We start from the raw sequence: 8,582 nt of genomic DNA, 5'->3' as shown, positions 1-8,582 counted from the left end.
TATTTTTCTTATAAATTATGATGTAAAACTTAAAATTCTAGCTTATTTTTTATAAAAAATGGTTAAAATTATTCACATAAAAATTTAAATTTCACATCTATGTGAATAAAAAGGTGAAAAGTTTGAAAGTTTTAGGGATAGATCCTGGTTCTAGGTATTGTGGATATGCTATTGTAGAAAGGATTAATAATAAAAATCAACTCATAGAAGCAGGGCTTATCAAAATCAAACCTAATGATTTACAGTATCAAATCACAGAATTATGTGAAGGACTTGATCTAATCTTTAAAAATCATCAATTTGATGAGGTAGCTATAGAAGATATATTTTTTGCTTATAATCCAAAAACGGTTTTAAAGTTAGCACAATTTCGTGGAGCTTTGAGTTTAAAAATCTTACAAACTCATGGAGAATTTGCAGAATACACACCTTTGCAAGTAAAAAAAACCGTAACAGGTAAAGCAAAAGCTACTAAAGAACAAGTAGCTTTTATGGTGAAAAGATTGCTTGGAATTTCAAAAGATATTAAGCCACTTGATATTACTGATGCTATTGCGGTGGCTTTGACACATTTAGCAAATTTGAGAGTAAAAAAGTAATTTTATTTTCCACTACCTATGAAATAAATTTCAACATCATGTAAAAGTTTTTCACATACAGCTGAATCAGTGTTTTTTTCTACTACTAGGTTGATGTGATTTTTAGTATCTCTAAAGCTACCTGCAGATTTTGAATTTTTTAATTCTAATTTTTGATTATCTTTTAAATATTTGATAGTGATTACAAACTTATGTGCTGCACTTGCTTCGCCTAGATTAGTTTCTATTAAAACATTCATATTTGATGCTTTTGCTAGAGTTGCTTGGGTTTTATTGATCACTTCTTTCATTCTTCTATTGAGTTCTAAAATTCTTGAAATGAATTTATTATCTATACTTTCAAATGCGATTTTTAGTTTATTCATTATTTCTTGATTGGTTGGTTTATCAGGAGCTACATACACCATATAAAGGCCGTTTTTAATATCTACTTTAGTACTTTTTGTATCACGCCCACTACCAAAAATTTTAATATAAATGGCATTATCAAGATATACTCTATCTATCATAGGCCCATAAATTTCATATTCTCTTTTTCTTACGATTACTTCTCTTGCGGCTACTTGAATTTTTACTGAACAATCATGAATTATAGGTTCCATTTCTTTTTTTATCTCAAGTAGTTCTCTAAGCATTTTCCATCCTTGTGTATTTTTAAATAAATTATAACAAAAAAAAATTGAATTTTTTTGTTAATTTTAGTTTGTGATATTTTTATATATTTTTGATTTTAAATTAAAAATTTAAGGAAAAAAATGAAAATAAAAACTATAGTTTCAAGTTTAGTTTTAGCAAGTGCTTTATTTGCTGCAAATTCTCATCATGCTCATCATGGAGCTTCTGGAAGTATTTCATCACAAATCATGATGAGTATGCATGAACCTATGATGAAAAATCCTTTAGTACAAAGCAATGACATAGAAAGAGATTTTTTAGCTAATATGATCCCACATCATCAAGGTGCTATTGATTCATCTAAGCTTTTATTAGAGCATACAAAAAGTGAAGAGATGAAAAAAATCGCTCAAAATATCATCAAAGCTCAAGAAAAAGAAATCCAAGAATTTCAAGAAATTTTAGATAAAAATCTTTATACAAAAACTCAAATTGATGAAGAAACTTATAAAAAATTCGTTCAAGAAGAAAAAGAGTTAATGCAAAAAATGATGATTTTAATGAGCTCGGTTAAAGAAAGCAAAAACATCAATAAAGACTTTTTAGAAGCGATGATAGCACATCATCAAGGTGCGGTAGATGCTTCAAAACAAATTTTATTTTACTCTAAAGACAAAACTATCACTGATATTGCTAAAAAAATCATTTTAGACCAAGAAAAAGAAATTCAGGAATTTACAAATTTGTTAAAGTATATGTAAAAATAGGTAGTTTGGTAAAACTACCTAGATATCATTTTGCATTTTCATAGATCATATTAAACATTGTATTTGCTATTTTGTCTTTGAAATTATTAATTTAAATAACTTTTATAATAGTTTTCAATTAATTGATAATTACAAAACAAATAAATTATAAAATTGATATAATATAATAAATTTATATAGTTTATATTTTTTTATGATTTGTAATGTATAATCACAAAATAATAAAATATAAAATTTGAAATTAGCACAAATTATTTATAAAATTCATAAGTGTATTAAAGTAAGAGAACTAAAAATATTATAAAAAAATTGCAGAAAGTTTATATAGAGTATTTAGAGAAATTTATGAGTCACTTACTATGAAAGTGGTTTGATATATTATCATAATTAAAAGATGATGATATATTGCAAATTATTAAAGAATGAATAAATGGTAAGAATATAATAATGAAAAAAAGAACTTTTATAGATTTATTCGCGGGTGCTGGTGGAATGGCAGAGGGTTTTTATCAAGAGGGTTACACGGCTCTTACTCATATAGAATCTGATAAATATGCTTGTTTAACACTACAAGAAAGAATGAGATATTATGGATATTCTCAAAATGAAATTAATAAAATACAACCTACTGATATAACAGATAAAAATATTATAGAAATAATAGAGAATAATATCAATAAAACTACTGGTGTTGATATAATTGTAGGTGGTCCACCTTGTCAATCTTTTTCATCACAAGGCAAGGCAAGAGATCCATTTGGCATGAAAAAAGATCCAAGAAATTATTTATATGAAAATTATCTAAATATATTAAATTACTTTAAACCAAAATTTTTTGTATTTGAAAATGTTAGTGGTATATTATCTACGAAAATTAAAGGTAATTCTATAATAGAAAGCATATTTAATGGTATGAAAGAAAACTATAGAATTATTGAAGATAAAGATGTGATTTTGTTAAATGCAGTTGATTTTGGTGTTCCACAAGATAGAAAAAGAGTTATTATTATAGGTGCAAGAAAAGATTTAAATATTGAACCCAAGAATATTTATGATGATCTTAAAAAAATTACAAAAAAAATAGATAAGACAACTGTGAGAGATGCTATATCTGATTTACCAAAATTAAAACCATCAGAGGGAAAGAAAACTATAGTTTATAATCCAGTAAAAAAATCAAATTATTTAAAGTTAATTAGAACAAATGATTATAAACTCTTGCACGGACATATTGCTAGAAGTAATAATGAATTAGATAGAAAAAGATATCGCCTTATGGCAAAAAACAAATGGAATTTATTAGAATTATATGAAAATGAGCCAAATTTAGTACATACAAAAAAAAGGTTATTTAATAATAGTTATTGTGTTCAATATTATGATGCTCCATCAAAAACAATTATTGCACACTTGCATAAGGATGGTCATCAGTTTATTCATCCTGACTATACACAAGAGAGAAGTCTTACTCCAAGAGAAGCTGCAAGATTGCAGAGTTTTCCCGATGATTTTATTTTTCCATGTTCTATTACACAACAATTTAAACAAATTGGTAATGCCGTTCCACCTTTAATGTCTAAATATATAGCTATGATTTTAAAAAAATATTTATAAATGAGGTAAAAAATGTTTTTTAAAAATGTTGCAAACTTAAAAACAGCTCAAGAAAAAAAATATTTTTTGGAAAATATTGAAATAATTAACCGCTTTGCAGAAAAAACAAAAGAATTACATAATCTAAACACCATAGTATTAAAAAATGATGATATATATAAACAATTAGAATATATGGGAATTATCAAAGATGAATATGAAATTGATATTTTAAAAAAGATACTAAAAAAAGATTACAATAGATTGATGAGCAGTATTTCTATATATACAAGTAATAAAAACTTTTTTACAGATACTATTGATAAATTTTCAAACAAATATAGAAAATCTTTGCAGACAAAAAAAACAAATAAATCACCTGCAATTATTGATTTATTTTGCGGTGCAGGTGGTTTTAGTTATGGTTTTAGTAGAATGGGTTATAATATATTAATGGCAAATGATATTGATAAAGATGCTTTAAGAACTTATAGTTTTAATCATCCTGAAGTAAATTCATCTCGTATAATTAATGGTGATATAAGATTAATATCTCAAAATATACACAAATATGTAAAATCTCAAGTAGATATAATTATAGGTGGCCCACCTTGTCAATCTTTTAGTAGTGCTAATCAACAAAGAGTTATAGATGATCCTAGAAATGTTTTGTATAAATACTTTGCAAAATGTGTAAATAATTTAAAACCTAAATTTATAATAATGGAAAATGTGAAGGGTATGCTAAAAGTAGCAAATCAAGTAATAGAAGATTTCGACAAAATAGGTTATATGGTTAAATATAGGTTATATGATGCAACTAATTTTTCTGTTCCACAAAAAAGAATTAGGTTAATTTACATTGGTATTAACAAAGAGTATGCAAGAAAACAAAATTTAGATGTAGATATAATTATGAGTGATATTGAAAATGAAATAATAAAAAATAGAAAATTTGTCTTAAAGGATGCTTTGGATAATATCGATAGCTTGGTTTGTCCAGACAAAAAAAATCAAACAGAAACTGATGACGAATCTGGCTCAAAGATTTCTATTAATAGACATAAAAACAATGAATATTTAAATTTAATAAATGATAGTAATATTTGTTCATTTATATACAATCACAAGGCACGTTTTCAAAATGAAACAAATTTAAAGATATATTCACTATTAAAACAAGGGGAGGATTCTACAGCTGAAACAATAAAAGATATTATGCCTTATTCTATCAGAAGTCATATATTTAAGGACAAATATTTTAAACTGATAGAGAATGAGCCTAGTAGGACAATTACAGCACACTTAAAAATGGATTGTCACTCACACATCCATCCAACTCAGATTAGAGCTATTACACCACGAGAAGCTGCAAGAATTCAAAGTTTCCCTGATGATTATTTGTTTTTTGGACCATACCTAAAAACTTATATGCAAATAGGAAATGCCGTTCCCCCTTTAATGTCAAAGGTATTTGCAAAAGTATTTAAAAAGTATTTATAATAAAATAAGTGTTTTTTTATTAGAATACACAAAAATATATTTGTTTGGTTGACCGATGAATACACATTTTATTATTGCAACAAGACAATTAACTGGATATTCAGGTTCTGATTTATACATAAATCTTAGTTCTATAGATACAATTGAAAAGTTATTTAGCAAAGTAAGCAACTCTACAGCATTTACTATTAATGATAAAAAAACATCATATGATAGTAGAAATAGAATTGCATATTTTGAAATATTTGATCCAATTTTAGAAAAATATTTTCAAGTACACATAAAAGACAATAGACATAGAGATGGGCTATGGTTTAGATTAACTAATTATATAAAATATCAAAAAATCACACCAGGTCAATTTTTAGTATTAAGCCTAAATATTAATAAGTGTAATGCAGAAATATCAATATATAGTTTGGAGTTTTACAGATATATTCTTCAAAAACATGAAAAATACTATGTTTTAATGTCAGAAATAAATTCAAATGAAAATTATGATATAGTGGCTGAAAATTATTTAGCAAATTTTAATATATTAAGAACGGATACTTTTATAAATAAATGGCATGGCTCCTTTATTACTTATAAGGCTGATTCTTATTCAAAAAAATATATTGGCATTCCATATGATATTAATTTAAAATGCGATGAATTTAATGAGATTGGAGATATAATATGAATATATGGATTTATGCATTAAAGAATGACATAGAAATTAAAGATATAGAAAACTATAAAAATATTTTGGTAGGCGATATTATTTTTGGCTATATACAAATTATCGAAAGTGGAGGTTTTTTTATTGTAAAAAAACTTGTGAAGAAAGAAGATGGTCAAGTTGAAGAAAATGACATAGAATCAATCAAAGTAGATTTACCATATAGTATTATGTATTGTTGTAAGGGAGGTAGATTTTTATACAAACTACAGAAAAAAGAAATTAATTTCTTGTTAAATGAAAAAATACTTGATGATAGTAAAAATAAAGAAGAAATTGATGAAAACATAAGAGAAAAAGGTGGAGAAAATATCATCTTATATGGTGTGCCAGGTAGTGGTAAAAGTCATACTATAAAAACAAAGTATCCAAATAATGAGTATACCTTTGAAAAATTAGTTTTTCATCCTGACTATTCATATAGTGATTTCATAGGACAGATAATGCCTATTGTAAAAGATAAAATCGTAAGTTATGATTTTATACCTGGACCTTTTACAAATATTTTAAAAAAGGCATATAATGATCCAAGTGGAAAATATGTTTTAGTTATTGATGAAATAAATCGTGGCAACGCTCCTGCAATATTTGGTGAAGTTTTTCAACTACTTGATAGAGATAAGAATGGCAATAGCGATTATGCGATAAACAATGAAAATATAGCAAAGATAGTTTATGGTAAGGACAATATAGAAAAACCTATTAAAATCCCATCAAACTTATGGATAATTGCCACAATGAATACAAGTGATCAAAATGTCTTTACACTTGATACTGCTTTTCAGCGTAGATTTTCTATGCAGTTAGTTAAAAATTCTTTTGATAAAAAAATACAAGAGTTTGAAAGTGAAGAAAAATACAATGAATATAAAAATTTTATAGATAAGAAAATTTTAAATACTGATGTTTCTTGGCAAATATTCTGTAAAACCATAAATTCAGTAATCTCTGACAACGAAAATGATGTTAGCTCAATGGAAGACAAAAGACTTGGTGTATTTTTTGTAAGAAATGATGACCTAGAAAGTAAAGAAAAATTTGCTCACAAAGTTTTAAAATATCTTTGGGATGATGTTTTTAAATTTGACAAAGATAAACTTTTTAATAAAAATAAATACCACACACTAGAAGAAGTCATTGAAAGATTTGTTAATGAAGATGAAAAATCTCAATTTGATATTTTTATCGATGATGTTAAGGCTATGTTATATGTTTAATTTAAGGGAACATTGCTTTATGGACAATGAATTAGACGATAATTTTGTTGGTATTAGAAGTAAAGAAAATAAGCTTCAGATTTGCTTTCCACTAGGGATTAACTTAGATTGTGATGACAAGAATATAAGAACAGATATTAGAAAACTAATATCTGTTCTTATAAAATTTAACAAATCTCATACAAAATCTTATTTTGTAGATAATAAAAAAGAACAGATCGAGCAATCATTTCCACTTATTGCGTATAAAAATATCATAGAATATTTTCTTTCTCACGGTTACTATACCGAGCGAGAAAATATCTATCAAACCACTACAAAAGGTAAGATAAACTTTGCTAGAACGATTAATAAAAATCGCCCTAACATCCAAAATAATAATTCTGTAATTTATATGCAGTTTCAAGCTAAAAAAAATCAAGCCAATAAAAATGGGTTAATTACAGCTATAAATAGATATTGTGTTTATGAGGCATTTTGCAAATTTGGTTTTGCTTACAATTCATTTATGCCACCAAAATACAACTTACCAATAAATAAAAATCAATGTCTTTATGTTTTGCAAAGTAAATTAGATAATACATTTGATGATAAAAAACGATTACTTTTTAGTTCTATGAGAGATATGCTTTTACAAAGTGATAAATCTTTAAAAGAGAGCGAGTTTAAATTTGGAACAACGGCTTTTCATGCTATTTGGGAAAAGATGATAGATAGAGCATTTGGTACTACAGATAAGGATGAATATTTTCCAAAAACTCAGTGGAAATTAAAATATACAGATAATAAAGATAATAGCTCATTACAACCCGATATTATTATGATTAATGATGACAAAATTTATATATTAGATGCAAAATACTACAAATATGGTGTAAAATTAAAAGGATTGCCACAAAGTAGTGATATAATTAAACAGGTAGCTTATGGCGAATATGCAGAATATCGAACAAAAAATAAGAAAATATATAATGTTTTTTTGATGCCGTATAACAAACAAAATAATAATTTTGAAGTTAAAATAAATGGTATTTTTGAAAATATTGGAAAAGCTATTATGGAATGGAAAAACAGCAAAAGCTACACAGAAATTCAAGGCCTCTTAGTAGATACTAGATTTTTAATTTATAATTATGATAAGATTGGTTCTACACATAAAGAACAATTAATTACAGCAATTAGCGATATTGACCACTAGGATATACAAAAATATAAAGCTCTTTTGGATTACCTACAGCTTTTTTGTATCGTTTATCACTAGGTTTTAAATTTCTAATATCTTTATCTTGTAAGCTTTGTTTTGCTATGTTTGCCATTATTTTCCTTTAAAGAACCTTATTAGGTTTTAAGAACCCTAATAATGACCTTAATTAATTGAAAATAATTATAACACAAAAGAAATTAATTGAAATCAAAGATCGTTTAGTTTGTTTATATAGCATTTTGAAAGCATTTTTTGGAAATTAAAGAAATCGAAAGAAACAAAAAATGGTGGCTCCGATTGGACTTGAACCAACGACCACCACCATGTCAAGGTGGTGCTCTACCAACTGAGCTACGGAACCAA

At 25.9% G+C, this 8,582-nt stretch carries 9 protein-coding genes and 1 tRNA gene; 7 read left to right on the top strand and 3 right to left on the bottom strand.

Features of this window, described 5'->3' with window-relative positions; translation table 11 throughout:
• Positions 1-122 precede the first annotated feature (122 nt).
• Complete coding sequence (gene ruvC / locus EL235_RS07845) at positions 123-599, top strand: crossover junction endodeoxyribonuclease RuvC (RefSeq protein ID WP_039619511.1); 477 nt, start codon at positions 123-125, stop codon at positions 597-599.
• 2 nt (positions 600-601) lie between these two features.
• Here ruvC and EL235_RS07840 read toward each other — a convergent pair whose 3' ends face one another.
• On the bottom strand, positions 602-1,234 hold the full coding sequence (locus tag EL235_RS07840; RefSeq protein ID WP_039627286.1) for a hypothetical protein: 633 nt from the start codon (positions 1,232-1,234) through the stop codon (positions 602-604).
• 120 nt (positions 1,235-1,354) lie between these two features.
• On the opposite strand from EL235_RS07840, the gene EL235_RS07835 reads away from it, so the two are divergent.
• The 6 genes from EL235_RS07835 to EL235_RS07810 all read left to right on the top strand — a co-directional run bounded on the left by EL235_RS07835 (position 1,355) and on the right by EL235_RS07810 (position 8,213).
• Entirely contained in the window at positions 1,355-1,975 is a 621-nt protein-coding gene (locus tag EL235_RS07835; RefSeq protein WP_047208734.1) for a DUF305 domain-containing protein, read from the top strand.
• 453 nt (positions 1,976-2,428) lie between these two features.
• Positions 2,429-3,595 carry a DNA cytosine methyltransferase gene (locus EL235_RS07830; protein ID WP_114640748.1) on the top strand — a complete coding sequence of 389 codons (1,167 nt, stop codon included), beginning with the start codon at positions 2,429-2,431 and terminating at the stop codon, positions 3,593-3,595.
• 12 nt (positions 3,596-3,607) lie between these two features.
• Entirely contained in the window at positions 3,608-5,077 is a 1,470-nt protein-coding gene (locus EL235_RS07825; protein WP_126341181.1) for a DNA cytosine methyltransferase, read from the top strand.
• Between the two features lie 55 nt (positions 5,078-5,132).
• Positions 5,133-5,759, top strand: a complete 627-nt coding sequence (locus EL235_RS07820) for a hypothetical protein (RefSeq protein WP_114640746.1) — start codon at positions 5,133-5,135, stop codon at positions 5,757-5,759.
• On the top strand, positions 5,756-7,015 hold the full coding sequence (locus EL235_RS07815; protein WP_232017390.1) for an McrB family protein: 1,260 nt from the start codon (positions 5,756-5,758) through the stop codon (positions 7,013-7,015). The genes EL235_RS07820 and EL235_RS07815 overlap by 4 nt, the downstream gene beginning before the upstream one ends.
• Positions 7,008-8,213 carry an LlaJI family restriction endonuclease gene (locus tag EL235_RS07810; RefSeq protein WP_126341180.1) on the top strand — a complete coding sequence of 402 codons (1,206 nt, stop codon included), beginning with the start codon at positions 7,008-7,010 and terminating at the stop codon, positions 8,211-8,213. The genes EL235_RS07815 and EL235_RS07810 overlap by 8 nt, the downstream gene beginning before the upstream one ends.
• On the opposite strand, the gene EL235_RS07805 is transcribed toward EL235_RS07810, so the two are convergent.
• Together EL235_RS07805 and EL235_RS07800 are read right to left on the bottom strand one after the other, a co-directional pair.
• Positions 8,194-8,331: a hypothetical protein gene (locus tag EL235_RS07805; protein WP_232017389.1), complete on the bottom strand. Its 138-nt coding sequence runs from the start codon at positions 8,329-8,331 to the stop codon at positions 8,194-8,196. The genes EL235_RS07810 and EL235_RS07805 overlap by 20 nt on opposite strands.
• A 173-nt stretch (positions 8,332-8,504) precedes the next feature.
• Positions 8,505-8,580, bottom strand: a tRNA-Val gene (locus EL235_RS07800).
• Between the last annotated feature and the right edge of the window lie 2 nt (positions 8,581-8,582).

The organism is Campylobacter lari (genome assembly GCF_900638335.1).
In the GTDB taxonomy this organism is placed as follows: domain Bacteria; phylum Campylobacterota; class Campylobacteria; order Campylobacterales; family Campylobacteraceae; genus Campylobacter_D; species Campylobacter_D lari_E.
Note: the sequence above shows the minus strand (reverse complement) of the source record. Positions and strands in the feature narration are given on the sequence as shown.